21 protein-coding genes are annotated in these 25,251 nt (G+C 69.9%); 11 read left to right on the plus strand and 10 right to left on the minus strand.

Annotated elements, in window-relative coordinates; genetic code table 11:
• Window positions 1–16: 16 nt before the first annotated feature.
• Window positions 17–661 carry a lytic polysaccharide monooxygenase gene (locus tag ACFWY9_RS20105; protein WP_378339523.1) on the plus strand — a complete coding sequence of 215 codons (645 nt, stop codon included), beginning with the start codon at window positions 17–19 and terminating at the stop codon, window positions 659–661.
• Window positions 662–797: 136 nt separating this feature from the next.
• Here the strand turns inward: ACFWY9_RS20105 and ACFWY9_RS20110 are convergent, their stop codons facing one another.
• On the minus strand, window positions 798–1,199 hold the full coding sequence (locus ACFWY9_RS20110) for a hypothetical protein (protein WP_378329264.1): 402 nt from the start codon (window positions 1,197–1,199) through the stop codon (window positions 798–800).
• Window positions 1,200–1,413: 214 nt separating this feature from the next.
• On the opposite strand from ACFWY9_RS20110, the gene ACFWY9_RS20115 reads away from it, so the two are divergent.
• Window positions 1,414–2,580 carry a PucR family transcriptional regulator gene (locus tag ACFWY9_RS20115; protein WP_378329265.1) on the plus strand — a complete coding sequence of 389 codons (1,167 nt, stop codon included), beginning with the start codon at window positions 1,414–1,416 and terminating at the stop codon, window positions 2,578–2,580.
• A gap of 65 nt (window positions 2,581–2,645) precedes the next feature.
• Here ACFWY9_RS20115 and ACFWY9_RS20120 read toward each other — a convergent pair whose 3' ends face one another.
• On the minus strand, window positions 2,646–3,056 hold the full coding sequence (locus ACFWY9_RS20120; RefSeq protein WP_378329266.1) for an Lsr2 family protein: 411 nt from the start codon (window positions 3,054–3,056) through the stop codon (window positions 2,646–2,648).
• Between the two features lie 199 nt (window positions 3,057–3,255).
• Window positions 3,256–3,828, minus strand: a complete 573-nt coding sequence (locus tag ACFWY9_RS20125) for a TetR/AcrR family transcriptional regulator (protein WP_378329267.1) — start codon at window positions 3,826–3,828, stop codon at window positions 3,256–3,258.
• Between the two features lie 72 nt (window positions 3,829–3,900).
• Here ACFWY9_RS20125 and ACFWY9_RS20130 point away from each other — a divergent pair, with 72 nt between their 5' ends.
• Window positions 3,901–4,485, plus strand: coding sequence for a dihydrofolate reductase family protein (locus tag ACFWY9_RS20130; protein ID WP_378329268.1), 585 nt, complete (start codon window positions 3,901–3,903; stop codon window positions 4,483–4,485).
• Window positions 4,486–4,515: 30 nt separating this feature from the next.
• On the opposite strand, the gene ACFWY9_RS20135 is transcribed toward ACFWY9_RS20130, so the two are convergent.
• Genes ACFWY9_RS20135 through ACFWY9_RS20145 form a run of 3 tightly spaced genes read right to left on the minus strand, consistent with a single transcriptional unit; the run spans window position 4,516 to window position 6,858 of the window.
• A complete protein-coding gene (locus tag ACFWY9_RS20135) occupies window positions 4,516–5,277 on the minus strand; it encodes an SDR family NAD(P)-dependent oxidoreductase (protein ID WP_378339524.1) in 762 nt (253 codons plus the stop codon).
• Between the two features lie 14 nt (window positions 5,278–5,291).
• Window positions 5,292–5,672 carry a hypothetical protein gene (locus ACFWY9_RS20140; RefSeq protein ID WP_378329270.1) on the minus strand — a complete coding sequence of 127 codons (381 nt, stop codon included), beginning with the start codon at window positions 5,670–5,672 and terminating at the stop codon, window positions 5,292–5,294.
• Between the two features lie 31 nt (window positions 5,673–5,703).
• Complete coding sequence (locus ACFWY9_RS20145) at window positions 5,704–6,858, minus strand: flavin-dependent monooxygenase (protein ID WP_378329271.1); 1,155 nt, start codon at window positions 6,856–6,858, stop codon at window positions 5,704–5,706.
• A 241-nt stretch (window positions 6,859–7,099) separates the two neighbouring features.
• On the opposite strand from ACFWY9_RS20145, the gene ACFWY9_RS20150 reads away from it, so the two are divergent.
• Window positions 7,100–7,465 (plus strand): hypothetical protein, encoded by a 366-nt coding sequence (locus ACFWY9_RS20150; protein ID WP_378329272.1) that lies wholly within the window; start codon window positions 7,100–7,102, stop codon window positions 7,463–7,465.
• Between the two features lie 64 nt (window positions 7,466–7,529).
• Entirely contained in the window at window positions 7,530–9,344 is a 1,815-nt protein-coding gene (locus ACFWY9_RS20155; RefSeq protein WP_378339525.1) for an ABC transporter ATP-binding protein, read from the plus strand.
• A 48-nt stretch (window positions 9,345–9,392) separates the two neighbouring features.
• Here ACFWY9_RS20155 and ACFWY9_RS20160 read toward each other — a convergent pair whose 3' ends face one another.
• Window positions 9,393–12,587, minus strand: coding sequence for a BTAD domain-containing putative transcriptional regulator (locus ACFWY9_RS20160; protein ID WP_378339527.1), 3,195 nt, complete (start codon window positions 12,585–12,587; stop codon window positions 9,393–9,395).
• A gap of 315 nt (window positions 12,588–12,902) precedes the next feature.
• On the opposite strand from ACFWY9_RS20160, the gene ACFWY9_RS20165 reads away from it, so the two are divergent.
• Window positions 12,903–13,766 carry an alpha/beta fold hydrolase gene (locus ACFWY9_RS20165; RefSeq protein ID WP_378339529.1) on the plus strand — a complete coding sequence of 288 codons (864 nt, stop codon included), beginning with the start codon at window positions 12,903–12,905 and terminating at the stop codon, window positions 13,764–13,766.
• Between the two features lie 68 nt (window positions 13,767–13,834).
• Here the strand turns inward: ACFWY9_RS20165 and ACFWY9_RS20170 are convergent, their stop codons facing one another.
• The 3 genes from ACFWY9_RS20170 to ACFWY9_RS20180 are packed head-to-tail and all read right to left on the minus strand — an operon-like array spanning window position 13,835 to window position 19,000.
• On the minus strand, window positions 13,835–16,909 hold the full coding sequence (locus tag ACFWY9_RS20170) for an alpha-mannosidase (protein ID WP_378339530.1): 3,075 nt from the start codon (window positions 16,907–16,909) through the stop codon (window positions 13,835–13,837).
• Between the two features lie 25 nt (window positions 16,910–16,934).
• Window positions 16,935–18,245: a 6-phospho-beta-glucosidase gene (locus ACFWY9_RS20175; RefSeq protein ID WP_378339532.1), complete on the minus strand. Its 1,311-nt coding sequence runs from the start codon at window positions 18,243–18,245 to the stop codon at window positions 16,935–16,937.
• Complete coding sequence (locus ACFWY9_RS20180; protein WP_378329278.1) at window positions 18,236–19,000, minus strand: DeoR/GlpR family DNA-binding transcription regulator; 765 nt, start codon at window positions 18,998–19,000, stop codon at window positions 18,236–18,238. The genes ACFWY9_RS20175 and ACFWY9_RS20180 overlap by 10 nt, the downstream gene beginning before the upstream one ends.
• A gap of 116 nt (window positions 19,001–19,116) precedes the next feature.
• On the opposite strand from ACFWY9_RS20180, the gene ACFWY9_RS20185 reads away from it, so the two are divergent.
• The 5 genes from ACFWY9_RS20185 to abc-f all read left to right on the plus strand — a co-directional run bounded on the left by ACFWY9_RS20185 (window position 19,117) and on the right by abc-f (window position 25,062).
• Window positions 19,117–20,145 (plus strand): carbohydrate kinase family protein, encoded by a 1,029-nt coding sequence (locus tag ACFWY9_RS20185; protein ID WP_378339534.1) that lies wholly within the window; start codon window positions 19,117–19,119, stop codon window positions 20,143–20,145.
• A gap of 2 nt (window positions 20,146–20,147) precedes the next feature.
• Complete coding sequence (locus ACFWY9_RS20190) at window positions 20,148–21,416, plus strand: extracellular solute-binding protein (RefSeq protein ID WP_378329280.1); 1,269 nt, start codon at window positions 20,148–20,150, stop codon at window positions 21,414–21,416.
• Window positions 21,413–22,360, plus strand: a complete 948-nt coding sequence (locus tag ACFWY9_RS20195) for a carbohydrate ABC transporter permease (protein ID WP_378339536.1) — start codon at window positions 21,413–21,415, stop codon at window positions 22,358–22,360. Before ACFWY9_RS20190 ends, ACFWY9_RS20195 begins: the two co-directional genes overlap by 4 nt.
• Window positions 22,360–23,181 (plus strand): carbohydrate ABC transporter permease, encoded by an 822-nt coding sequence (locus ACFWY9_RS20200; protein WP_378339538.1) that lies wholly within the window; start codon window positions 22,360–22,362, stop codon window positions 23,179–23,181. Before ACFWY9_RS20195 ends, ACFWY9_RS20200 begins: the two co-directional genes overlap by 1 nt.
• Window positions 23,182–23,424: 243 nt before the next feature.
• Entirely contained in the window at window positions 23,425–25,062 is a 1,638-nt protein-coding gene (abc-f, locus tag ACFWY9_RS20205) for a ribosomal protection-like ABC-F family protein (RefSeq protein WP_378339539.1), read from the plus strand.
• Window positions 25,063–25,251: the final 189 nt, after the last annotated feature.

Raw genomic sequence — 25,251 nt, forward strand, 5'->3', positions numbered from 1 at the left:
AGAGAGGAACCCTGCGATGAAAGTTTCCCGCACCGCCCTCAAACTGGCGGTCCTGACCATCGTGCTCGGCACGGCCTCGGTGTTCACCGCCACCCCCGCCCTCGCACACGGCTCGATGGGCAACCCGATCAGCCGGATCATGCAATGTTTCCAGGAAGGTCCGGAGAACCCGCAGTCCGCCGCGTGCAAGGCCGCCATCGCGGTCGGCGACAGCTGGCCGATCTACGACTGGGACGAGGTCAACATCGGCGACGCCAGCGGACGCAGCCGCGAGATCATCCCGGACGGCAAGCTGTGCAGCGCGGGCCGGGACAAGTACAAGGGGCTGGATCTGGCGCGGGCCGACTGGCCGGCGACGACGCTGCCGAGCAGCGGCCCGTACACCTTCCAGTACCAGCTCACCGCCGCGCACGAGGGCACCTTCGAGCTGTATGTCACCAAACCCGGCTACGATCCGGCCAAACCGCTGAAGTGGTCCGACCTCGAAGACAAGCCGTTCTACCAGCAGGACAACCCGCCCATCGCCGGAAACGCCTATCAGCTCCGCGCGAACCTGCCGGGCGGGCGCACCGGCCGCCACCTGATCTACTCGATCTGGCAGCGGCACTGGCCGGACTCGGGCGAGGCCTTCTACTCCTGCTCGGACGTGCTGTTCCGCTGAGCCCGCGGCACACCCGGGCCAGGCCCGCACGAAGAGGAACCGCGGTCCACCACCGATGATGGACCGCGGTTCCGCTGGTCACCGGGACGGCAGGCGGGGGCTCGGGCACCGGCCGCCCCGGCATGTCCGGAGCGCGTCAGACGTCGAGCGCGCCAAGATTGACCAGGCGGCCACCCGTACACGTGAGCCGGACGGGGTACGTGCCCACCGCGCGCAGCGTGCTGCTCTTGACCCGCTGGCCGTTCGAGCAGTCGATGTACACCTGGATGGCACCGGACGTCACCCGGCAGCTGAAGTCGACAACGGTGAACGGTGCCACGCTGACGAAGTTGCAGCTGAAGACGGCAGCGGCGGCCGTGTTCCCGCCCTGCGGGCTCGCGATCCGCTCGCTCACGACCTGCGCGGTACCGGCGCCCGCGGGCGCCGCGGAGGCCACGGCGGGTGCGACGAAGAGCGCCGCGATCGCGAAGGCCAGCAGGAGCACGGGTTTCATCGCCGCCGCGGCGAGCGAACCGGATCCGCTGAGTGGTCGACGCATGATGATCCTCCTCGGGGATTTCAGTAAGGGCTTTCTTGCCGTGGCGACATCGTTTCAGGAGGTCGGCGCGGAAATATACGTGATTCCGCGTGAAAACGGCCGGTCACGACCAAGATCGATTCATCATTTTCCCGGGTTCAGCGCGAGTTAAGCCGGGCTGGGTACCCTCGCCGCGGACACCAGCACACGCAGGTGGCGACGAGGGGGCCGAGGGATGAAAGGCCTGTTCAAGTCGTTGTGGGACAGCGCGGACGGCAACGCGCGCCGGGCGGTCGACATCTACGTCGACCAGCTCCCCGATTTCCGTTCGGCGGCGGAGAATCCGCATGCGCGAGCCTCGATGCTGGAATTCGCGGTACTGCTCAGACGACGTGAAGCCGAGCTCGCGGGTGATGGTGCGCCATTCACCGACAACGATTTGAGAATGTTGGCCGCGTTCGGCGAGGAGCGCGGTGCGCAGGGAGTCTCACTGCCTTCGGGGCGACGCGTTCTCGATCTGCACGACGTTCTCACTCTCCGGGAAATCCACGAAGCGGCGGGCTTGAACCAGGCCGACCAGGTGACGCGGCTGATCGGCTGGCTTCCCGCCAATGCCCTGGCCGGGAAAAGTGCCTACACCCAGGGCTTCCTGAACGGGCGGAAACGGCTGATCCCCTTCGTCGAACGTGTTCGGGATCTTGCCGCGACACTGCTCGCAGACGAATTCGTGGCACCCGGCCTCACGGAAAGCCTCGGCATGAGGACGTCCGAGAAGTATCTGATCACCGTCGTGCGGGTTTCCGGCTCCCCGCTACCGGCCGCCCAGCGACGGGAAGAGATCGTCGGCGCGTTGCTGAAGCACTGCCGGGTGCCGATGATCTGGCGCGAATCCGATGAGCTGGTGGCCCTGCTCCCCGGCGACAACGCCGAAGCGGCGGAGGAACGCGCGATCCGCCTCGTCGGCGACTTCGCGCGGTTGATCGAGCGGCCGTGCGCGACGGGAGCGGCCTCGGGAAATGTCCGGGCGCTGGGCGACACGTTCGCGCTGGCGCGCCGGATCAGCCGGGTGGCACCGCTCGAAACCGTGCCAAGTCACCTGTGTTCCCTGGCCGACGTCTTCGTCGAACTCGGCGTCGCACACCTGCCGCCGGTCGACGACTGGTTGCGGGAATTCGCGCGGCGGCTGACCAGCGGGCCGGATCTGGTGACCACGCTGGACGCCTACTACCGGCACGACATGAACCGGATGAACACCGCGGGCGCGTTGCGTATCCACCCGAGAACCCTGGACTACCGCTTCCACCGGGTCCGCGAACTCGTCGGGCTGGATCCCGGTTCACGTCAAGGTGTCCGCGTCCTCAGCACCGTGGTCACCCACGTACGCGCCGGACGCTGGAGCTGAACTCGCCGCCGGGCGAGCGGAGGTCGGTTCCGGCGGCCCGCACCGCCGGAACCGATCCCCGTTTCTCAGGCCGCGCTCTTCTTCCGGGACTTGCGCTTCCGCGGTGCCTCGGCTTCCTGCGGAGCCGCCTCGGCCTGCTCGAACGCCTCCACGACCTCGGTCGGAATCCGGCCGCGGTCCGACACCGCGTAGCCGTTCTCCACCGCCCAGGCCCGGATGGCGCGAGACCGCTCCCGGTCCACCGGAGCCGAGGGGGCCGCGGCGCTGGCGGACTGGCCGGCGGCCAGCCGCACCTTGCGGCCGCCCACCCGCCGGGCCGCGGACACGTACTGCGCCAACGCGTCCCGCAGATCGTCCGCGTTCTCGTCGGAAAGGTCGATCTCGTAGCTCACACCGTCCAAACCGAACGGCACCGTCTGCTGTGCTTCGCTACCGTCGATGTCGTCCGTAAGCTGGACAAGCACCTTCTGCGCCATCGCTTGTTCTCTCTCGTCGTCATTCAGGAACAACCCGGGTACCGGTCAGTTCCCGGAACATTGCCCTCCCCCATCCGGCGGCATATTACCCGAATGCCGTATCGGCTGTCGCGTCGAGCAAATTCTCTCGATCCTTTTCCGTCGCTCGGCCCCTTCGCCGGGCGTCCACACTGGACCGTGGCGAATGTCGCGGGGCACGCTAACCGGCCACGATCCGGGCGACCGCCTTGGCGATCAGTTCGTCGCGGTCCTCGGCGGAGAAGACGTCCGGCAGGGTGAGCTGTTCGACGATCAGCCAGTTCAGCGCCAGGTAGAGCAGGCGAACGGCGGTGGCGTCGCCGGGCAGACCGGACGCTTCGTGATGGGCGATGTTCGCGTCGATGTCGGCGCGAACCCGTTCGGTCAGCAGCGCGCGCAGTCCGGGGCGCCGGGTCGCCTCCAGCCGCAGTTCCAGCAGAGCGAGATAACCGGCACGGAACTCGGCGATCCTGGCCACGGTGTCCCGCATCACTTCGGTGTAGGCGTGGCGGCTCCGCGCGTTCGCGAGCCGCCGGACAAGTGCGGGATCCTCGGGCCGCAACCGCTGATACACCCGGGTGCCCGCCTGCACGAGCAGATCGTCGCGATTGGCGAAATAGTTCGATGTCGTCCCCACGGGCACCGCCGCCCTGGCATCGACGGCTCGGAGGGTCAGCCCGCGTGCCCCCAGTTCCGCCAGCAGCTCGATGGCGGCGTCGAGCAGGGCGGTCCGGCGTTCGGTGTTCGTGCGCATCAGATTGACACCACTTCAGTTGAAGTACTACGGTTGAACCACTTCACTTAGAGTACTTTACTGGGGGCCCGCTTGCGCAAGCTCGTCTACTACATCGGGATGTCCTTGGACGGCGTCATCGCCGGACCCGAGGGACAGGTCGACTTCTACACCCAGGGCACCGAAGCCGATGCCTCGTACGCGGCATGGGTCAACGAGCGCTATCCCGAAACCGTCCCCACGCCGATGCGGTCCTCGGCCGGGCTCGAGAACGTGCCCGGCAAACGGTTCGACACCGTCCTGATGGGACGGGGCACCTACCAGCTGGTGCTCGACCACGGCCTCACCAGCCCGTACGCCCATCTCCGGCAGTACGTGGTGTCCGGCTCCCTGGGCGAGATCGCCGACCCGGCGGTGACACTGGCCGAGGGCGATCCGATCGCGCTCGCGCGCGAGCTCAAGCAGGAGTCCGGTTTGGACATCTGGCTGTGCGGCGGCGGCAAGCTGGCCGGAGCGCTCCTCCCCGAACTGGACGAGTTGATCGTCAAGAGCTACCCCGTGGTGGCGGGCGCCGGGATCCCCGCGTTCGGCGGCGAGTTCAGCCCGGCCCGGTTCACGCCGGCCCGGCGCGAGTCGTTCGAGAACGGAACCACCATGACGTGGTACAGCAGGCCGTGACGGGCGCCACGACGCGGGCCACCGTGTTCGTCATCGAAGGTAAAGCCCGCCGTTGGCGTCCCAGCAGGCGCCGGTGACCGAGGCGGCATCGGGCGAGGCGAGCAGCGCGACCATCCGCGCGATGAACGCGGGATCACCGAGCTTGCCGACCGGGATGTTCCGCACGAAGCCCTCGATGTTTTCCTCCCCGATGATCGCGCGGACCATCGGACTGTCCAGCGGCCCTGGCGAGACGGCGTTCACCGTGACCCCGCGCGACGCGAGTTCGCGGGCGAACACCTTGGTGGCGGCGATGATCGCGCCCTTGGAGGAGGCGTAGTGCCCGCCGGTCCCGGTGCCGCCGTTCTGCCCTGCCAGCGACGCCATGTTCACGATCCGGCCGTAGCCCTGTGCCGCCAGGTGCGCGCCGAAGACCTGGCAGGCGGTGAACGTGCCGCCGACGTTGACCTTCATGACCGCGTCCAGTTCCTCCGGCGTGATCTCCAGCAACGCCTTGGCCTGGGTGCGGGCCGCGTTGTTCACCAGCACGTGCACCGCGCCGAAGTCCGCCAGCACCCCGGCCAGCAAGGACTCCAGCGCCACGCGTTCGGCGACGTCCACCGCGTATCCCCTGGCGGTGGCGCCCGAGACATCCAGTTCCGCCGCCAGCGCGTCGGCGGCGGCGCCGTCGAGATCGGCGATGGCGACGCGATATCCGTCGGCGTGCAGGCGGCGCACGATCGCCTCGCCGAGCCCGTTGCCGCCGCCGGTGATCACGGCGGTCCGCGCGGTACCCGCGTAGCCCTCGGTCATCCCGTTCTCCCTCCTCAGCCGGGAAGTTCGACGTCTTCGCGCACGGTGAGCGCGCGGCCGATCCTGGCCTCGACCTTCGCGAACCGCCAGAGCTTGACCTCGCCGTCGCCGACCGGTGTGGTACGGAACAGGTCGCACGCGGCCTTCACGGTTTCCTGTGTGTCGACATCGGCCAGCAGGTAGCAGGTCCACGGCCAGCCTTCGGAAGGGCCGACCATGTGCGCGTCGTCGTCCATGTCGCCGATGAAGTCCACGCCCGGCAACGCCTTGATTCCGTCCATCATGGACACGAAGGCCTGCCAGACATGGCCCGCCGTGATGCCGTCGGCGGGCAGGTCGAAGAAGTTCTGGTTGATGCCGATGCAGAACAGCACGCGCAGGGGCGGTGTGCTCACGGTGATTCTCCTCGTGGTGGTCGGTCGGGGCTCAGCGGAAACCGCGCGAAGTGGGCGGAAGTCCCATGAGGACGGCACCCGCCGCGTCGAAGACGGCCGGGCCGAGGAACGCGTGCTGCTTGGGGACCAGTGCGTCGCCTGCCAGCTCCTGCAGCGGGTGCCCGGTGTGGATGGGCGCGGTCCCGGAGATCTCGACCAGGCCGCCCACCACGTCGGAGGAGACCTTGGCCAGATGCGCGGAAGCGAGCCGCAGCAACGCGTTCTGCTCGTCGGTCGCGGTGTTGCCTGCCAGCACGTGCTGCCACACCTCCTCGCTGAGATCGTAGAACCAGGCGCGAGCCGAACGCAGCTCCGCCTCGGCGCGGGCGACGCCGGTGCGGTAGTAGGGCCGGTCGGCGAGCTTCGGCGCGCCGGTGATCCCGGTGTACCCGCCGCCGACCCGTTCGGCGTGATCCAGTGCGGCCCGCGCGACCCCGGCGCCGACCACGGCGAGCACCTGCGAGGCGTAGGCGATCGCCGGATAGTGGTAGAGCGGCTCGTCGACAGCGGGCTCCCCGCCGCGGATGAACGTCCACTCGCGCGGCACCTCCACCCCGCGGACCACGATGTCGAACGAGCCGGTGGCGCGCATGCCCACCACGTCCCAGTCCTGGAGGATCTCGACCTGTTCGGGCCGCAGCACGGCAGTGCGGGGTTTGCCGTCGGACTCCGCGTCGCCGGGCAGCCCGACCCCGATCCGGTCCGCGCCCATGCAGCCGCTGGCGAGCTTCCAGTGCCCGTCGACCAGGAACCCGCGCTCGGTGGGTTCGGCGTGCTGCGTCGGAAAGAGCGCACCGGCGAATACGACGTCCGGTCCGTCGCGGTAGAGCTCGGCCTGGGTGTCCAACGGCAGCGCGGCCAGATAGATCAGCGCGGAGCCGAAGCTGGCGACCCAGCCCGTCGAGCCGTCCACGACGGAGATCCGCTCGATCAGGTCCAGGAACTCGGCAGGTGGGAGCGGGCTGCCGCCGAACCTGGCGGGCGCGGCCGCGCGGTAGACGCCGACCTGTTCGAGCCGCGCGACGAAGTCCTTCGGGACATACCTCAGCTCGTGGAACTCGCGCCGCCGCTCGGCCAGTTCGGCGAGTACGTCGTCGAACCCGGCGTCGCCGGGCACCGGGTCCGGTGCCTTCTCCTGAGTGTGCACCACGCCTCCTCTTCATCGCGTGTCCGGAAGTACGACACCACCAGCCGACCGGCTGGCGCGGCCCCGCCACCCGGCTGGAACCGGCCCGGCATCCGTCGTGCACCGGCGGAAATCACGGGCAGGTGATCGTAGCCGGGCATTAGAGTCGGCCTCCGGTGGGGAAATTCGGCTCGAGCGGAGTAGTGGTGAAGCGGACGATCGTCGTGACGGACCGGGCAGCGGCCCGCTTCCGGAGGCTGCCGTGGTGATCTCCCGGCAGACCGTGCTCGGCCTGGTCGCCGTGCTGGTCGTCGCGGCCGCGATCGTGGCCAGGCTCGTGCTGTGGACGAGTGCGCCCGCCCTGTTCACCATCGCGGGCACGGTCAAGGCCGCCCAGTGCGCCGCCGGCCCGGCCCCCGAGGTGCCGGTGGAGGTCGTCGGCCCGGACGGCACGCTGCTGAGCGTCGGCACCGCCCAGCGGCAGGCCTGTTCGACGCGCTTCTCGGTGCCCGATGTCCCGGCAGGCCAAGGCAGGTACGGCATCCGGATCGAAGGCCTCGGCGACCAGGTGCACTGGAAGGACGAGGACGAGTCCCGTGCGGGCGTCAACATCAACGTGAACGCCTGAAGACCTTACCGGAACTAGATTTCACACTGTCCGAAAAGGACTTCGTAGGGGAAGGAAGGTCGTGATGGGCGCGGGTTCTTCGTGGGAGGACCTCGCGGACGCGAGCGGTGACGAGCCAGCCGGTGAGCGGGTGAAGATCGACCGTGCGCGGGTGTGGCGGATCTTCGCGCCGTACCGGTGGCGGCTCGGCGGTCTGCTGGCACTCATCGCGTTCACGTCCATCCTCGGCATCTTCACCCCGTTCATCGTGCGAGCCATCGTGGACGACGCGCTGGTGAACCGGGACCTCGTCCTGCTGCTCGCCCTCGTCGGCGCGCTGATCGGGTTCGCGGCGGTGGCGGCGGTCGTGCAGGTCGGGGAGATCCTGATCGCGTCGCGGGTCGGCCAGGCGGTGATGCACGACCTGCGCGTGCGCGTCTATCGCCATCTGCACCGGCTTTCCCTGCGGTTCTTCACCTCGTCGCGGACCGGGGAGGTGCAGTCGCGGATCTCCAACGACATCGGCGGCATGCAGTCGCTGGTGACGAACTCCGCGGTGGAGCTGACCAGAAGCGCCGGCGCCGTCTGCGTCTCGCTGGTCGCGATGCTCGTGCTGGACTGGAAACTCGCGTTGTTCTCCTTTCTGGCCCTGCCGTTCTCGATCTGGGTCAACCGGCGCATCGGGATCGCCCGCCAGCGGATCACCACGCGGCAGCAGGAACGGCTCGCCGACATGTCCTCCCTCGTCCAGGAGTCGTTGTCGGTCCAGGGTGTCGTGCTGAGCCGGACGACGGCGCGGTCGGCGCGGCTGGTCGAGCGGTTCACCCGGACGTCGCGGGACGTCGCGCGGCTGGAGGTCCGGTCGCACACCGCGGGACAGTGGGAGTACTCACTGGTGATCCTGCTCGTCTCGGCGATGCCCGCGCTGACCTACCTGCTGGGCGGGATCCTGATGGGCACCGGCGCACCGGTCACGATCGGCACGCTGGTGGCGATGATCGCGTTGCAGGAGGCGCTGATCTGGCCGCTGGAGGAACTGCTGCAACTGGGCGTCCAGTACCGGGCCGCGACCGCGTTGTTCGCGCGGATCTTCGACTACCTGGACCGGGAGCCCGACATCGTGGAGGCGGCGGAACCGGTCGTCGTGGCGCAGCCGGACGTCCGCGGGCACATCCGGCTGAAGGACGTGACCTTCCGCTATGCCGAGGATCTGCCGCCGGTGCTGCGGCGGATCGATCTGGACATCCCCGGCGGCTCGCGGGTGGGCATCGTCGGGACGACCGGCTCCGGGAAGAGCACGCTGGGTTACCTGCTCGCACGACTGTACGATGTGGACTCCGGTGTGGTCACCATCGACGGCGTCGACGTTCGCGACCTCGGCTTCACCTCATTGGCCGGAATGCTCGGTGTCGTCACGCAGGAGCCGTACCTGCTGCACGCCTCCATCGCCGACAACCTCCGGTTCACCAAGGAGAACGCGACCGACGCCGAACTCGTCGCGGCAGCGAAGGTCGCGCAGATCCACGACGTCATAGCCGCCCTGCCGGAGGGTTACGACACCCTGGTCGGCGAACGGGGCCACCGGTTCTCCGGCGGTGAGAAACAACGGCTGGCACTGGCCCGCACCCTCCTCGCCGACCCGCCGATCCTGCTGCTGGACGAGGCCACGAGCGCGCTCGACACGCGCACCGAACGCGCCATCACCGCGGCGCTCGACGCCCGGATGGCCGACCGCACGATCATCACGATCGCCCACCGCCTCTCGACCGTCCGCCACGCCGACCGGATCATCGTGCTCGACCGAGGGGAAATCGCGGAACAAGGCACCCATGAGGAACTCCTCACCCGCGACGGCCGCTACGCCGACCTCGTCGCCGCCAACCACCAGCCCACCGCCTGACCGCATGCGCGCCAATGTGGCGTTTGTCCGTCCACAGTGGACCAGGCATCACGGAGCGGCGGGGAGGGCGTTGGCGTGGTCGGTCCAGGGTGCGCCGATGCCATGGAACAGCGCGACGGCGTTCCTGCGCTGGACCCGGGACTGGCTGTGGTGCCCGTCGCGGCCGTGCAACCGGGCGAGGACGAGCCGGGCCCTCGCCTCACCGAGGCGATGGCCGATCTCGGCGAACCGGGCATGCACGCGGGTGACCTCTTCGATCGCCTGGGCGCGTTCCGAATCGACGCTCGTCAGCACGAGGAGCGCTTGTCCCTCCAGCAGGCGGTAACCGTGCCGCCGGGCGAGCGCGAGCGCGGCCCGCGCATCGCCGGGATCGTTGCGTACCGCGGCGAACCCGATGAGCGCCTTGGCCTCCGCGAAGCGATGAGTGATGGCGCGACCGAGTTCCCGGGCTTCCCGGTAATGGGACGCCGCCTCGGCGCGGTGCCCGAGGAGGTGATGCGCGACGCCGACCGCGATGAGGGCTTCGGCCTCCGCGGCGCGGTCGCGCGCGGCGCGGGCGAGGACTCTGGCGGCGTGGGCCTGGTCGAATGCTTCGTCGTAGTGACCGGCGTCGGCGCGCACAGCGGCGATCTCGGCCCGCGTAGCGGCTTCCGTACCGCGGTCACCGGTCTCCTGGTGCCCCGCCAGCGCGGCGGTGAGGCACCGGGCCGCCTCGTCGAGGTTGCCCAGATCGTGCTGGACGACGCCGAGTTCGGTCATGGCGAGAGCCTGCCCCGACGCGGATCGCAGCTCCCGGTAGAGCGCCAGCGCGTCGGTGTACCAGCCGAGAGCCTCCCGGAGATCGCCTCGGTACAGGTGCACGTTGCCGAGGCTGCAGAGGTTGTTGGCCTGCTTGGTGCGCCGCCCGGTCCGCCGGTTGAGGGTGAGCGAAGCCTGGTGGTGATCGGCGGCGTCGGCCAGGTGCCCCGCTTCGGCGGCGAGGTTGCCGAGGTTCCCGTGCGCGGCGGCCTGCCCGTCGGGCCAGCCGGTGTCCGTGGCCATCGTCAGCGCCTCGATGGAGTACTGCTCGGCGCGTTCGCTGTGGCCCTGGCGATAGTGGACGTCCGCCAGGCTCAGCAGCGCCGTGACCGTTCCCCGCGGGTCGTCGACGGCCTTGGCGATGTCCAGCGCGGCCTCGGCGGCGGTCAGCCAGTCCACGGTATGCATGCGAAGCCAGAAGTAGCCACGCAGCGCGTCGGCGAGCAATCCGGCCGAGGCGACGGGCCGGTGCCGGGCGGCGTCGGTCACCACCGCGAGAAGGTTGGGACGCTCGGCGTCCAGCCACGCGGCCGCTTCGGTGTGCTCGGCGAAGGCCGACCGGACGGCGTCGGCCGCGGGCAGGGTGAGCCGCCGCATCTGCGGGTACAGCGCGTTCGCCGCCTGATCGGTGGTGGCGAGGTACCAGGCGAGAAGCCGATCCGTCGCGGTGTCCGTGTCGTCCTCGCGAACCGCCCGCTCACGGGCGTACAGGCGCAGCAGGTCGTGGCTGTGGTACCGGCCGGGCCGGTGTTCGTCGAGCAGGCGTGTCATGGTGAGTTCGGCGAGGAACCGGCCCGCGTCGGCCTCGCTGACCGCGGCGAGCGCGGCGGCCGTGCCCACGGTGAAGTCGGCGACGGGCGCCGCGCCGAGAAGCCGGAAAAGCCGCTGCGCGTCGTCACCGAGACGCCGGTACGACAGGTCGAACGCCGTGCGTACGGCCAGTTGTTTCTCGTCCGGAACGCTCAGCGCCGTGAGCCTGTCATCGCGCAGTTGTTCCGCGTAGTGGCCGATCGAGAGACCGGGCCGGGTGTGCAGATGCGCGGCGGCGATCCGCAGTGCGAGCGGCAGCCCCGCGCACAGACCGGCCAGTTCGCCGACCGGCCCGGCACGCGCAGGGCCGAGCACCCGGCGCAGCAGGGCTTCGGCCTCGGACGCGGTGAGCAGGCCCAGTGGCAGGCTTCGCGCGCCGTCGCGGGCGACCAGCCCGGACAGCGGTGTACGGCTGGTGATCAGCACGACGCACGTGTTCGAGCCGGGGAGCAACGGGCGGGCCTGCTCCGCGTCGCGTGCGTTGTCCAGCACGACGAGCATGCGCCGGTCGGCAAGAATGCTGCGGTAGAGGGCGGCCGCCTCGTCGACGCTCGTCGGGATCTCGTCGACGGGCACGCCGAGCGCCCGCAGAAAGCGCGTCAGCACCGTGATCGGCCGCGCCGGAACTCCGGCGGAGTAGCCGCGGAGATCCGCGAAGAGTTGTCCGTCGTCGAACCGCTTACGTACCCGGTGTGCCCAGTGCAACGCCAACGCGGTCTTGCCGACGCCGGCCGTGCCCGTGATCACCGAGACGAGCAGCGCGGTCGGCGCTTCACCGGTGTCGGCCAGCAGCCGGTCGAGTTCGGCCAATGCGGGCTCGCGCCCGGTGAAACCCGCGACGTCGGCGGGTAGCTGGACCGGACGGACGAGCGGGACCCGCGCCGGCTCGGGCGCGAGCCGCGGGTCGTCGGACAGCACGGCGCGTTCCAGCTCGCGCAGGGCGGGCCCCGGCTCCAGCCCCAGCTCGGCGACCAACCGCGCGCGGCCGCGACGGTAGGCCTGCAGGGCTTCGGCCCGCCGGCCGCACCGGTACAACGCCAGCATGAGGTGCTGGAGCAGCCGCTCCCGCAACGGATGCCGGACAACCCAGTCCTGCACCTCGTCCACGACCTCGAAATGCCTGCCCAGCCGCAGATCCGCGTCGAGCCGTGCCTCCAGCGCGGTCAGCCTGAGCTGGTCGAGCCGCGTGGCTTCGGCCACCGCGGTTTCGGCAGGCACCTCGGAAAACGCCGGGCCGCGCCACAGTGCCAGCGCCGCGGCCAGCGTCGCCGCCGCGGCCTCGGCACGTCCCTCGGCGAGTTCACGCTGCCCGGATTCGACGAGGCGCTGGAACACTCCCGCGTCCAGTTCGCCGTCGGCGACCGTGAGCCGGTACCCGCGGCCGGTGGTGGCCAGCAGCTCGTGCCCGTCCTCGCCGAGCAGCCGCCGCAAGCGGTTCACGTAGACCTGGACCGTGTTCAACGCGGTCCTCGGCGGGCAGGCGCCCCACAGTTCGTCGACGAGCCGGTCGGTGGCGACCACGCGGCCCGCCTCGACGAGCAGGAGCGCCAGCACGGAACGCGGCTGGGCCGCCCGAACGGCCACCCAGTCCTCGCCGTCCCAGATCCGCACCGGGCCGAGCACCCGAAACCGCATCAGCCTCCCCGGCCGTCCGCCGTCTCCCCCGGCAGCCTAGCGCCGAGCCGGTGTCCTCGACACCTCCGCGCCATGGATACGTCGAGGACACCGGCGGCGGATCGGCCGGACCGATCCGCCGCCGATGGTGGACCGGACCACTGACCCGACGCTGAGTCCGTCCTGAACCGCGGCGCGCACGGCGTTTCGCAAGAAGTTTTCCGACCGGGTACCGAAGATCCGAGGTGAATTACCGCCACCGAAGGTTCCTGCTCTGTCCTTTGTGGAGCAAGGGTAGACTTGGAGGAGTTCCGCACTGGGGAAGGCCGGATCGCCATGACGACGCACATTCTGGAAACCGCCGGGGCCGACGTCGCCTACGACGTGCACGGCCCGCTGCCCACCGAGGGTGGACGGCCGCCGCTGGTCATGATCGGCCAGCCTATGGAAGCCAGTGGCTTCAGCACGCTGGCGTCGTACTTCCCAGACCGCACCGTCGTCACCTACGACCCACGGGGTCTCGGGCGCAGCGTCCGCAAGGACGGCAGAGTGGAGAACGAGCCCGAGGTCCAGGCGGGTGACGTGCACGCCGTGATCGAGGCCCTCGGCGCCGGTCCGGTCGAGCTGTTCGGGAGCAGTGGCGGCGCGGTGGCCGCGCTCGCGCTCGTGACGGCTCATCCGGACGACGTGCGCACCCTGGTGGCGCACGAGCCGCCGCTCATCCCGGTGCTGCCCGACGCCGCGGCCGCCGAACGGGCCCGCGTCACCATCCGAGCGGCGTACGAGGCCAACGGCTTCAATGCCGGTATGGCCGCCTTCATCGCGATGACGTCGTGGCGCGGCGAGTTCACCGACGAGTATTTCGCCCAGCCCCCGGCCGATCCCGCCCAGTTCGGGATGCCCACGGATGACGACGGCCGCCGGGACGACCCGCTGCTCTCGGACCGGTCGTGGGCCGTCTCCAGCTATCGCCCGGACATCGAGGCGCTCAAGGCGGCGCCGACGCGCGTCGTGATCGCCGTCGGCGAGGAATCCACCGACGTCTTCACCGGACGCGCCGCCGTGGCCGTCGCCGAGCTGCTCGGCCAGCGGGCGACGGTGTTTCCCAGCCATCACGGCGGTTTTCTCGGCGGCGAGTTCGGGTATGCCGGGCAGCCGGAGGCGTTCGCGCGCAAACTGCGCGAGGTGCTCGACGCCTGACGTGACTGGACGGCGATTTCGCGTGATGGGACGCGGAACTCGCGTGATTGAACGGAGATCTCGCGTGATCAGGAGCGGCGCAGGCGCAGGGTGACGATCTGGAAGGGGCGGAGGGTCAGGTGGACGACGTTGTCGTCGGTCCTGACCTCGTGTGTCCTTAATGGACGTTCCAGAAGGTCGACGGTGTCGGCGCTGGCGAGCGGGAAGCCGGTGCGCAGGGTCAGCGTCGAGCGGCCGCCGAGGGATTCGTACAGGCGGACGACGACGTCGCCGGAAAGATCGTCGGCCAGTTTGACCGCCTCGACGACCACCGCGGTTTCCTCGACGGCGACGAGCGGCGGGGACGGCGGCGCGGCGCCGGAGGCCACCCGCAGCGGCAGGTTCAGCGCGTAGCCGCCAGCGACGGCGTCGGCCACGGAAGCGTTGGGGAGCAAGGAATACGTGAACCGGTGCGTACCCTGGTCGGCGTGCGGGTCGGGGCTGCGCGGCGCACGTACGAGGCTCAGCCGCAGCGTCGTGGTGGTGCCGCCGTCGGGGCGGGTGGCACGGCCGACGTCGTGGCCGTAGGTCGAGTCGGTGAGCACGGCGACGCCGTAGCCGGGTTCGGCGACATGGATCCAGCGGTGGGCCCAGACCTCGAACCGCGCCGCGTCCCAGCCGGTGTTGGTGTGCGTCGGCCGTTCGACGTGGCCGAACTGGATCTCCGACGCCGTCCGCGCCGCGTGCACGTCCAGCGGGAACGCGGCCTTCAGGATCTTCTCCGATTCGTGCCAGTCGAGTTCGGTCACGACGTCGATCCGCGGGCTTCCGGCGCACACCCGGATCCGCTGTACGACACGGGAGGCGCCAAAGGACCGTTCGACGCGGATTTCCCCCACCAGCGGGCCGCTTTCGGTCACCGTGACGACCTCGGCGGCGGTCAGGTCGCGGCATCGGTTCCGGTAGTGCCGGTCGAGATCCCAGGCGTCCCACTGGTTCGGCAGATCGTCGTGCAGTTGCAGCAGGTTTCCCGCGCTGCCCGGCGCGAAGACGTCCCGCCCGGCGACCAGATCCCGCACCGACAGCAACCCGTTCTCGTCGAGTCCGACCCGCACGAGCCCGTTGTCCATCGACTGTCCACTCAAGACAACAGCCCGTGGTGGCGACGTCTCGCCGAGCACCGCCGAGCCCAGCGCGGGCACCTCGGCGAACACCGCGACCTCTCCGGTGCTCAGTGGCTGGCCACCCGCGGTTCCCGCCGGAGCCGTCACGACCTCGGCACGCGGCTTCGGCCCGGCGTTGAACACCGTCGACGGCCCCGCCAAAACCGCGACGGCCTGCTCGACGATGTCGGTCAGCTCCTCGTGCACCAGCGCATAGACTTCCTCCGCCTCGCGGTGCACCCACGCGATCGAACTACCCGGCAGGATGTCGTGGAACTGGTGCAGCAGCACGGTTTTCCACAGCCGGTCGAGGCGCTCGCAGGGATACGACGCTCCCGTGTGGACAGTGGCGGTGGCCGCCCACAGCTCGGCCTCCCGCAACAGGTGTTCGCTGCGCCGGTTGCCCGCCTTGGTCCGCGCCTGCGTGGTGAACGTCGCGCGGTGCAGCTCCAGGTACAGTTCGCCGGACCACACCGGCGCGTCCGGATATTCCGCCTCGGCCGCGCGGAAGAACTCGGCGGGCGGCTCGATGACAACCTTCGCGGATCCCTCCAGATCACGCAGACGCCTTGCGCGTTCGAGCATCTCGCGGGTCGGCCCGCCACCGCCGTCGCCGTGTCCAAAGGGGACAAGAGACCGCGTTCCCCTGCCCTTCTCGGCGTAGTTGCGGACCGCGTGCGCCACCTCGGCACCGGAGAACTCGGCGTTGTAGGTGTCCACCGGCGGGAAATGCGTGAACACCCGGCTGCCGTCGATGCCCTCCCACCAGAACGTGTGATGCGGCAGCTTGTTCGTCTGGTTCCAGGACAGTTTCTGCGTCAGGAACCAGCGTGCCCCCGCCAGCTTCGCGAGCTGCGGGAACGCGGCGGTGTAGCCGAACGAGTCGGGCAGCCACACCTCCGCACAGTCCACATCGAACTCTTCGAGGAAGAACCGCTTGCCGTGGACCAGCTGGCGCGCCATCGCCTCACCACCGGGCAGGTTCCCGTCGGCCTCGACCCACATGCCGCCGACCGGCTGCCACTGCCCCGCCTTGACCGCCGCGACGATGCGCGCGTACACCTCGGGATACCGCTCCTTCACCCAGGCGTACTGCTGTGCTTGCGAGCAGGCGAAAACGAGTTCCGGATACTCACGCGCCAGCGCGGTCACGTTCGAGAACGTGCGCGAAGTCTTGCGGACGGTCTCGCGGATCGGCCACAGCCACGCGCTGTCGATGTGCGCGTGCCCGACCGAGGACAGCGTGTGCGCGCTGGCGTGCGCTGGACGGGCCAGGACGTCGGCGAGTTGGGCACGCGCGGCCGTCGCCGTCCCCGGGACGTCGTGGAGGTCGAGCTTGTCGAGCGCGCGTTCCACCGCTCGCAGAATTTCGTGCCGACGTGGCTCCGCGGGCGAGAGTTCCGTCATCAGCTCGCCCAGCACCTGGAGGTCGAGACCGAGGTGCCACACCGGTTCGTCGAGCACGGCGACGTCCGCGCGGATCAGCCGGTACAGCGGTTCGACGCCCGCGGTTTCCTTGTCCCCCAACGGAGTCGGGAGAAAGCCGCCGCCGAGGATGTCCGGGTTCGCCGCCGCCTCCACCAGCAGCCGGACCCGCTCCCCGCCCGCCGCGGGGTTCGCGACCGGGACGTACTGATTGCGCGGCTCGATGCCCTTGAGCGAGCTCCCGGCAGCGTCGTAGACCAGCGCTTCGGCCTGGTTTCCCGGCCAGCCACCGGCGAATCCGAGGTCCAGCACGACCTCGACCCGTTTGCCCGCCCACGCAGCGGGGACGACGCCGTCGAGCCGGAACCAGGTCGTGGACCATGGTGCACCCCACCGGGTCCCGGTCTCGAACGGCGTGTACTCGGCCGCGAGCGCCTCTTCGACCGGCACCGGCTCGCCCGGCACGTGCCAGGCCTCGACCGTCAACGGCACCGAAGCCGGGTAGACCGCGGGCAGAACGCGCTGGGTCAGCGCCCGGCCGAGACGTTCTGTGATGAGGCGGCTGTCGTCGTGCACGGGTGCCTCCACGGGCTCGAAGGGATCAGCGCAGGTAGGACAGCTCCGGGTGGGCGTCGATGTAGCCGTCCAGCAGACGCCGTGCGACGGCGACCGAATCGACCAGCGGGTGCAGGGCGAAGGCCCGGAGCGCGGCGGCCCGGGAACCTGTTGCCGCCGCTTCGATCGCCGCCTGTTCGACAGTCTTGAGTTCGTTCGCCAGGCCGAGCGCGTGCCCGGTCAGCGGCGCCACGCCGACCGGCCGTGCGCCGTTGGTGTCCACCAGGCACGGCACCTCCACCACCGCGTCGGCAGGGAGCCCGGGGAGGGTGTTTTCGTTGCGCACATTGAGGATCAGAGACGTTCGCTCATCGCGCGCGATGGCCCGCATCAAGGCCAGCGCGACCTTCTCGTAGCCGCCGCCGTCGAGATCGCAGGAGTCGCGCTCCCCTTGCCGGGTTTCGGCCATATAGGTGGCCTCGCGTTCCAGCCGAGCGCGTTCCCACACCGGTAACGCGGGATCGGCGTAGAAGTCGCGTTGCTGATCCAGCAGGAAGGAGCCGCGCGAGGCCGACCCGTCACCCGCGCCCGCGAGCGCTTCGCGCGCGAAGTAGTAGTAATGCAGGTACTCGTTCGGGATCGCACCCAGCGCGCGCAACCACTCCGCGCCGAACAGCTTTCCCTCCTCGAAGGACTCGACGACGTCGCGATCGGCCAGCAGCCGGGGCAGTACGTCCTCGCCCTGGTACCACGCGGCGCTCAGCCAGCCGAGGTGGTTGATGCCCGCGTAGTCGAACCACACGGCCGCCGGGTCGAGACCGAGCGCGCGGGCGACGCGGCGGCACAGCCCGACCGGTGAGTCGCAGATGCCGATCACCTTCGGCCCGAGATACGCCGCCATCGCCTCGGTGACCATGCCCGCCGGGTTGGTGAAGTTGATGACCCACGCCCGCGGCGCGAGTTCGGCGACCCGGCGCGCGATCTCGACCGCCACCGGCACCGTGCGCAGTCCATACGCGACACCGCCCGCCCCCACGGTTTCCTGGCCCAGCACGCCTTCGGCGAGCGCCACCCGCTCGTCGAGCTGCCGCCCCCGCATACCGCCGACCCGGATCGCGGAGAACACGAAGTCCACTTCGGACAGTGCGGTGGCGAGGTCGGTGGTCGCGGTGACCCGCGGCGCGCCCGGCACCCCCTCGGCCTGCTGTGCCAGTACTTTTCCGATGGCGGCAAGGCGATCGGCGTCGACGTCGTGCAGGACCAGCTCGGTGACCCCGCCCTCGCCGCGGTCGGCGAGCAGGGCGGCGTGCACCAGCGGGACACGGAAACCGCCCCCGCCGAGGATGGTCAGCCGCATCGCCTCACCTCCACCCCGGCCTCGGCGAGCGCGGCACAGGTGCCCGCGTCGGCGGCCGCGTTGGTGACGACGACGTCCAGCGCCTCCGGCCCGCACACCTTGGCGAGTCCGGTGCCGGGGAACTTCGCGGCGTCGGCGAGCAGGACGACCCGGTCGGACGCGGCGATCATGGCGCGTTTGACCGGGACCTCGACGACCGTCGTGTCCATGACGTGCACGCCGCCGTCGTCGTGCCGGACGCCGCTGGCGCCGAGGAACAGCGTCCCGGCGTGGACCTGGCGCAGCGCGTCCTCGGTGAGGAAGCCGACCATCGACCGGTAACTGCGGCGCACCATGCCCCCGAGCAGCACGAGCTGGATACCGGCGTCGTCCTTGAGTTCCTCGTACACCGCCAGGCTGCTGGTGATCACCGTCAGCACGCGGTCGTGCAACTGGCGGGCGAGCCGGTGCGCGGTGGTGCCGATGTCGAGCAGCACGGTATCGCCGTCGGTGACCAGTTCGGCGGCGCGGCGGGCCACCTCGTCCTTGTCCGCCGCGTGGACCTCCGCGACCTCGGCGAACGGTTCGTCGTTGTCCGCCGCCGCCATCGCGCCGCCGTAGACCCGCGTCAGCCTGCCCTCGCGATCGAGCTGCACGAGGTCGCGGCGCACCGTCGCCTGGCTGACGCCGAGCCGCTCCGCCAGTACCCGCACCGGCGCCGGACCCTCCGAGCGCAACGTGGTGAGGATCAGTTCGTGGCGACGCTGGGGCAGCATGGACCTCACGGTAGCAGTCAAACTCGCGCAAAGGCACGCACGAAGATGAGCGGCCATTGCCAAATCCGCGCAAGTGGCGCACGCTCATGCGCAAGTCCGAGCGGTGGGGAGGTCCCTTGTCCGACACCACAGCCACTCCGCGAGACCTCGACGTCTTCCTGTCCGGCCTCCTGTTCTTCGACCTGGTCTTCACCGGGTTCGACCGGCCGCCCGCCCCTGGCACCGAGGTGTGGACCGCCGGAATGGGCTCGGGCCCCGGCGGGATCGCCAACTTCGCGGTCGGGCTGAGCAGGCTCGGCCTGCGTACCTCGCTGGCGGCCGCGTTCGGCACCGACGTCTACGGCACGTACTGCTGGGACGTGCTGACGCAGGAAGGCATCGACCTCTCGCGCTCGCGCCGGTTCCCCGCGTGGCACTCCCCCGTCACGGTTTCGCTGGCCTACGCGCAGGACCGGGCGATGATCACGCACGGGCACGAGCCGCCGGTCCCGGTCGGCCGGCTCGCCGGGTGCCCGCCACCGAGCCGGGCGACGGTCGCGCATCTCGGCACCAGCACCGCGGAGTGGGTCCGGCGGGCACACACGGCGGGCAGCCTCGTCTTCGCCGGAGTCGGCTGGGATCCGTCCCAGGAATGGGATCCGCTGCTGCTGGAGCAGCTGGCGTGTTGTCACGCCTTCCTGCCCAACTGCGTCGAGGCGATGCGCTACACCCGCACCAGCACCCCGGAGGCGGCGTTGGACGCGCTCGCCCGCCTCGTCCCGATCGCGGTCATCACCTGCGGTGCCGACGGCGTGCTCGCCACCGACCGCACCACCGGCGAAAGCGCGCGGGTCCCGGCGCTGCGGGTCGACGACGCCATGGACGCCACCGGTGCGGGCGACGTCTTCGGTGCCGGTTTCGTCGCCGCGACCCTCGCGGGCTGGCCGCTGGACCGGCGGCTGCGCTTCGCGAACCTCGTCGCCGGTCTTTCCCTGCATCACTTCGGCGGCGCGCTCGCCGCACCCGGCTGGGCGGAGATCGCCCGATGGCGGCAGGAAAACCCGCGCGAGGACTACGCTTTCCTCGACGACGTGCTGCCGTCGGCCGAACCCGGCAGGGTACGCCGCGGCCCGGTGACGATCGGGTTCGACGTCGGGGCGGTCTGAGGATGCCGCTGTCCAGAAGACGGCTCCTGAAGGCGGGGCTGGGCGGCGCACTGCTGGCGGGGACAGCGTCGTGCGCGGCGCCCGGCGGGTCGACCGGCCGGGACATGACGTTGTGGTACTGGGGCGGCGGGCTGAGCACCACGGTGCTGGGCGAGGCGGCGCGGCGGTTCACCCGGGTCGATCTGAAGCCGGTCAAGATCGGCGGCTACGTCAAGGCGAAGCTGCTGACCACGATGGCGGGTAAGGCGCACGTGCCCGACATTCCCGCGCTCAAGGGCCAGGACATCGCGACGTTCTGCCGCCATGCCGAGCAGTTCGTCGATCTCCGGACGCTCGGGGCCGACCGGTTCGCCGGCCGGTACCTGCCGTGGAAGTGGCGGCAGGGTTTCGCCGACGACGGCCGCATGGTCGGCTTCCCCATCGACACCGGCCCGACCGCGCTGTTCTACCGGGCCGATCTGTTCGGCGAGGCGGGACTGCCCACCGAACCCGCCGAGGTGGCCCGTGAACTGTCCACATGGGACAAATACTTCGAGGCGGGCGTGCGGCTGCGGAGAACCTCGCCGGAGAAACGGCTGCTGCTCGGGATCGTCGACGTCTTCCGGTTCGCCCTGTACCAAGGGCCCGATCAGCTCGCCGACCGTACCGGGAGGTTCCTCGGCGACCGGCCGCACGTGCGCCGCGCGTGGGATCTCGCGGTGCGGGCGCACGAAATGGGCGTCAGCGCCGGGATCCCGGAAGGTACCGACGACGCGGCGGGCGCGCTGGCGAACGGACTGGTGCCCAGCCGCGTCGCCGCGTCGTGGGGCGGGGCCGATATCCGGTCGCAGGCCCCGGACACGAGCGGCCGGTGGCGCGTCGCGGCGCCACCGGACGGGCCGGGCAACTTCGGCGGCTCGTTCCTCGCCATCACCCAGTACTGCAGGGAACCGCAACTGGCGTTCGAGATCATCACCTGGCTGCTCGATCCGGCCAACCAGGTGCAGGGCTATCGCGACGAGGTGCTGTTCCCGTCCACCCCGGAATCGTTCGCCGATCCCCGGCTGCGGCTGCCGGAGGAGTTCTTCGGCGGCCAGGTCGCCGTCGACGTGTTCAGCGCGTCCGCGCGGGCGGTGCCGCCGATCTACCTCAGCCCGTACGAGGACGCGCTGACCCAGCCGTACTTCGACGAACTGTCCGCTGTGGACAGTCAGGGCAAGGATCCCCGCGTGGCCTGGCGGGACGCGCTGGACCGGGCACATCGCACCGCCGAGCACTGGGGGTTGACATGACGGCGCAGCTCGGCATGCCCGCCGCGGCCGACGTCACCGCGCCGGGACGGCGTTCGCGGCGCGGCTTCCGGAAGTTCCTGCCGCAGTACCTGGCGATCTCGCCGTTCTATCTGCTCTTCGCCGTGTTCGGGCTGTTCCCGGTGTTGTTCACGCTGTACCTGGCGTTCCACCGCTGGGACGGGATCGGCGCGATGGACTTCGTCGGGTTACGGCAGTTCGGTTACCTGCTCGGCGACCGCACGTTCTGGCTTTCGGTGCTGAACACGGTCGAGATCTGGGTGCTCTCCACGGTGCCGATGCTGTCGATCGCGCTCGTGCTGGCCGTGGCGCTCAACTCGTCGATCCGGTTCGGCGGATTCTACCGGATCGCCTACTTCGTGCCGAACGTGACGTCGATCGTGGCCATCGCGATCATCTTCGGCTCGGTGTTCGGGAGCAACTTCGGGCTGGTGAACGCCGTGCTGCGCGGGCTCGGCCTGTCCACTGTGGAATGGCTGACCACGGGCTGGGGCATCAAGGTCGCGATCGCCGCGATGATCGCGTGGCAGTGGACCGGGTACAACGCGATCATCTTCCTCGCCGGGCTGCAACGGATTCCCGCCGACGTGTACGAAGCGGCCAAAGTGGACGGCGCGGGCAGCTTCGCCACGCTCTTCCGGATCACCCTGCCGCTGCTGCGCCCGATCATCCTGTTCTCACTGATCATGACCACCGTCGGCGGGCTGCAGACGTTCACCGAACCGCAGGTCCTGCTGGCCAGCACCGGAAATCTCGACTCCGGCGGCCCGGGCCAGGCGGGGCTGACCATCGTCCTCTACTTCTACCAGCAGGCCTTCGACAACAACGACTACGGCTACGGCGCCGCGATCGCCTGGGGGCTGTTCGTACTCGTGGTGCTGTTCTCGATCATCAACTGGCGGCTGGTGCGGCGGAGGGAGCACTGATGTCCCGCGTCCGCACTCTCGCCGCGCACGGCGTGCTGATCCTCGGCGTGCTCGTGTCGGTCTTCCCGTTCTACTGGATGATCGTGCTCGCCACGAACACCACCGGCGACACCTTCCGCTTCCCGCCCAAGCTGACGCTGGGGCCGCGGCTGTTCGAGAACCTCGGGCGGGTGTTCGGGAACATCGACTTCTTCGGCTCGATGCTGAACACGGTGATCGTCGCGACCGTGACCACCGTCCTGGTGCTGTTCTTCGACTCGCTCGCCGCGTTCGCCTTCGCCAAGTTCGACTTCCCCGGCAGGCGCGTGCTGTTCGTCGTGCTGCTCGGCACGTTCATGATTCCCGCGCAGCTCAACGCGATTCCGCAGTTCGTGGTGGTCTCGCAGCTCGGCTGGGCGGGCTCGCTGAACGCGCTGATCGTGCCCGCCGCGGCCAACGCGTTCGGGATCTTCTGGATGCGCCAGTACATCGAGGGCGCGGTGCCGGAGGAACTGCTCGATGCCGGGCGGCTCGACGGCTGCGGGTTCTTCCGGCTGTACTGGCATGTCGCGCTGCCGGTGCTGCGTCCCGCGCTGGCGTTCCTCGGGATCTTCACGTTCATCACCGCGTGGAACGACTACCTGTGGCCGCTGGTGGTGCTCGTCGATCCCGGCCATCTCACCCTGCAGGTCGCGTTGTCCCAGCTGAACAGCGTGCACAGCACGGACTACAGCATGGTGATGGCGGGCACGCTCGTCGCCGTGCTGCCGCTGATCGTGGTGTTCGTGCTCGGCGCCCGCAACTTCGTCGCCGACCTCGTCAAGGGCGCCGTCCGTGGCTGAAGGGGACTTTCGTCTCGGCGGACGCGAGGAAAGTCCCCTTCAGCGCGCGGAACGGGAGCGGCTGCTATGGTCGGAAGGGAGATCGTTCTGAGGAGAACTCGACGTGGCAGGTGAAGACGACATCTCCGGGTGAGCCCCGGAGGTAGCAGGCCCCCGGCAGCGCCGTGGCGGCCGCTTCGTCGTCCCCTTCTCCCCTGCGTGGGCACTGTTCTGCCCACGCCACATCGCGAGGTCTCTTTTTCCATGTCCGATACCTGCATCGTCGTGTCCGGCCTGTCCTTTTCCTGGCCTGACGACACCCCCGTCTTCGACCAGCTTTCCTTCACCGTCCCCAGTGGCCGCACCGGCTTCGTCGCCCCGAACGGCGCCGGGAAGACGACCCTGCTCAAGCTGCTGGCCGGCGAGCTGCGGCCGTCAGCGGGCAGTGTCACCGTCGACGGACTGCTCGGGTACCTGCCGCAGGATCTGCCCCTGACCGGCGAACCGACCGTCGCCGAAATCCTCGGAGTCGCCGAGATCCTGCGGGCGCTGGAGGCCGTCGAGTCCGGCGACGTCGACGAGGCGCATTTCACCACCATCGGCACCGACTGGGACATCGAGGAACGCACCCGTGCCCAGCTGGACCGGCTCGGTCTCGGCGAGGTCGAACTCGACCGGCGGCTGGGCACCCTCAGTGGCGGCCAGGTCGTCTCCCTCGGCCTCGCGGCGCAGTTGCTCAAACGGCCCGACGTGCTGCTGCTCGACGAACCCACCAACAACCTCGATCTCCACGCGCGCCAGAAGCTTTACGGCGTGCTCGACGACTGGAACGGCTGTCTCCTGGTGGTCAGTCACGACCGCGCGCTGCTCGACCGGATGGACCGCATCGCCGAGCTGGAAAGCGGGGAAGTCCGGTTCCACGGCGGAAACTTCACCGAATACGAACTGGCGGTGCAGGCCGCGCGCGAGGTCGCCGAGAAGAACATCCGCAACGCCGAGCAGGAGGTCAAGCGCGAGAAGCGCGAGATGCAGCAGGCACGGGAGCGGGCCGCGCGCCGCGCGAGCAACGCACAACGGAACCTCGGCAACGCGGGACTGCCGAAGATCTTCGCCGGCACCATGAAACGCAACGCACAGGAGTCCTCGGCGAAGGCGGACGGGACACACGCGGCCAGGGTCAGCGCGGCCAAGACCAAACTCGACCAGGCCGAGCGGGCGCTGCGGAGCGAACAGAAGATCAGCCTGGAACTGCCGAAGACCGCGGTCCCCGCCGGGCGGACGCTGTTCCTCGGCGAACGCCTCCGGATGAGTTACGGCGAACGCACATTGTTCGCGGGCGAAGGCGCGGACCTGGCTATCCGCGGCCCCGAACGGATCGCGCTCACCGGTCCCAACGGCGCCGGGAAGTCCACCCTGCTGCGGCTGATCCAGGGCGAACTCCAGCCGGACGGAGGCGACGTCAAACGCGCCGACGGCCGGATCGCCTACCTGTCCCAGCGCCTCGACCTGCTCGACGGCGAGCGCACCGTCGCGGAGAACCTCGAGGCCGCCGCGCCCGCGATGCCGCCGTCGGACCGGATGAACCTGTTGGCGCGCTTCCTGTTCCGCGGCGCGCGGGCGCACCTGCCGGTCCGCGTCCTTTCCGGCGGGGAGCGGCTGCGCGCCACGCTGGCCTGCGTCCTGTTCGCCGAACCGGCGCCCCAGCTGCTGCTCCTCGACGAGCCCACGAACAACCTCGACCTGGTCAGCACCGGACAGCTGGAAAGCGCGCTCAACGCCTTCCAGGGCGCGTTCGTCGTCGTCAGCCACGACGAACGCTTCCTCGCCGAGATCCGGATCGACCGCTGGCTCCGGCTCGACGACGGCAACCTACGTGAGTCCACAATAGACTTACTGCGCTGACGCTCGTCCGTGAAGGACTCCTTACCCGCGCTGAGCACCGTGAAGGCCTTCGGCTCCGGGGGCCGGTGGGTGGCTGGTGCTGCGTGCTTGGGTGTCGGGGTGTGGGCGGTTGGGTGGGGTTTTCTGGGGCACGCGTGCTTTGGGGCGGGGGGGGGGGGCCCCCCTGTCGCCCATTTATGTCACAGAAAA

This window comes from Amycolatopsis sp. NPDC059027 (assembly GCF_042739735.1).
GTDB lineage: Bacteria > Actinomycetota > Actinomycetes > Mycobacteriales > Pseudonocardiaceae > Amycolatopsis.

Excerpts from the sequence above, each read along its gene's own strand:
- ACFWY9_RS20160 (WP_378339527.1), bottom strand. The coding sequence starts at position 12,587 with ATGCGGTTTCGGGTGCTCGGCCCGGTGCGGATCTGGGACGGCGAGGAC.
- ACFWY9_RS20200 (WP_378339538.1), top strand. The coding sequence starts at position 22,360 with ATGTCCCGCGTCCGCACTCTCGCCGCGCACGGCGTGCTGATCCTCGGC.
- ACFWY9_RS20180 (WP_378329278.1), bottom strand. The coding sequence starts at position 19,000 with ATGCTGCCCCAGCGTCGCCACGAACTGATCCTCACCACGTTGCGCTCG.
- ACFWY9_RS20115 (WP_378329265.1), top strand. The coding sequence starts at position 1,414 with ATGAAAGGCCTGTTCAAGTCGTTGTGGGACAGCGCGGACGGCAACGCG.
- ACFWY9_RS20110 (WP_378329264.1), bottom strand. The coding sequence starts at position 1,199 with ATGCGTCGACCACTCAGCGGATCCGGTTCGCTCGCCGCGGCGGCGATG.
- ACFWY9_RS20135 (WP_378339524.1), bottom strand. The coding sequence starts at position 5,277 with ATGACCGAGGGCTACGCGGGTACCGCGCGGACCGCCGTGATCACCGGC.
- ACFWY9_RS20155 (WP_378339525.1), top strand. The coding sequence starts at position 7,530 with ATGGGCGCGGGTTCTTCGTGGGAGGACCTCGCGGACGCGAGCGGTGAC.
- ACFWY9_RS20190 (WP_378329280.1), top strand. The coding sequence starts at position 20,148 with ATGCCGCTGTCCAGAAGACGGCTCCTGAAGGCGGGGCTGGGCGGCGCA.
- ACFWY9_RS20175 (WP_378339532.1), bottom strand. The coding sequence starts at position 18,245 with ATGCGGCTGACCATCCTCGGCGGGGGCGGTTTCCGTGTCCCGCTGGTG.
- ACFWY9_RS20105 (WP_378339523.1), top strand. The coding sequence starts at position 17 with ATGAAAGTTTCCCGCACCGCCCTCAAACTGGCGGTCCTGACCATCGTG.
- ACFWY9_RS20120 (WP_378329266.1), bottom strand. The coding sequence starts at position 3,056 with ATGGCGCAGAAGGTGCTTGTCCAGCTTACGGACGACATCGACGGTAGC.
- abc-f (WP_378339539.1), top strand. The coding sequence starts at position 23,425 with ATGTCCGATACCTGCATCGTCGTGTCCGGCCTGTCCTTTTCCTGGCCT.
- ACFWY9_RS20165 (WP_378339529.1), top strand. The coding sequence starts at position 12,903 with ATGACGACGCACATTCTGGAAACCGCCGGGGCCGACGTCGCCTACGAC.
- ACFWY9_RS20125 (WP_378329267.1), bottom strand. The coding sequence starts at position 3,828 with ATGCGCACGAACACCGAACGCCGGACCGCCCTGCTCGACGCCGCCATC.
- ACFWY9_RS20195 (WP_378339536.1), top strand. The coding sequence starts at position 21,413 with ATGACGGCGCAGCTCGGCATGCCCGCCGCGGCCGACGTCACCGCGCCG.